The organism is Iodobacter sp. BJB302 (assembly GCF_002735645.1).
Taxonomy (GTDB): domain Bacteria; phylum Pseudomonadota; class Gammaproteobacteria; order Burkholderiales; family Chitinibacteraceae; genus Iodobacter.
In genome coordinates this window covers 1-544 of sequence record NZ_PDZG01000201.1, presented here as the reverse complement: position 1 = coordinate 544, position 544 = coordinate 1, and the positions used below count along the sequence as shown (strand labels likewise).

General features: G+C 45.8%; 1 protein-coding gene. It reads left to right on the top strand.

The annotated features are described in order from the left end of the window. The coding region (locus CSQ88_RS22635; RefSeq protein WP_143449606.1) for a DDE-type integrase/transposase/recombinase at positions 1–544 on the top strand (544 nt) is incomplete at both ends.

Here is a 544-nt window from a genome sequence, read left to right as displayed (position 1 = left end):
CATGTCAGAAATCATCTGAAACATCTCAACGTCGTGAGATGGCTCACTGGGCCGTTGAAACCAAGTCCGTCTCCATTCGTGCGGCTTGCGCCAGCTTTGCAATTAGCACGACTTGCTATCGTTATATTCGTAAGCTAGATGTAGAAAACGCAAAAATTGCGGAACTGCTGATTCAGCTCACGGAAACGCATCGCAACTGGGGCTTTGGCCTCTGCTTTTTGCATTTGCGCAACGTCAGGAAAAAGCACTGGAATCATAAACGGGTCTACAGGATTTACTGCGATTTAGAATTAAATCTGCGGATTAAGCCTAAAAAGCGCTTAGAACGCGAAACGCCAGAGCCATTAGCAGTGCCAGAGGCAAAAAATGAAACGTGGTCGATGGATTTTATGCACGATCAATTAGCCGATGGCCGCAGCATTCGCTTATTTAATGTGATTGATGATTTTAATCGGGAAGGATTAGGTATTGAAGTTGATTTCTCTTTGCCGGCAGAGCGCGTAATACGCAGCTTGAATCAAATCATTGAATGGCGCGGCAAGCC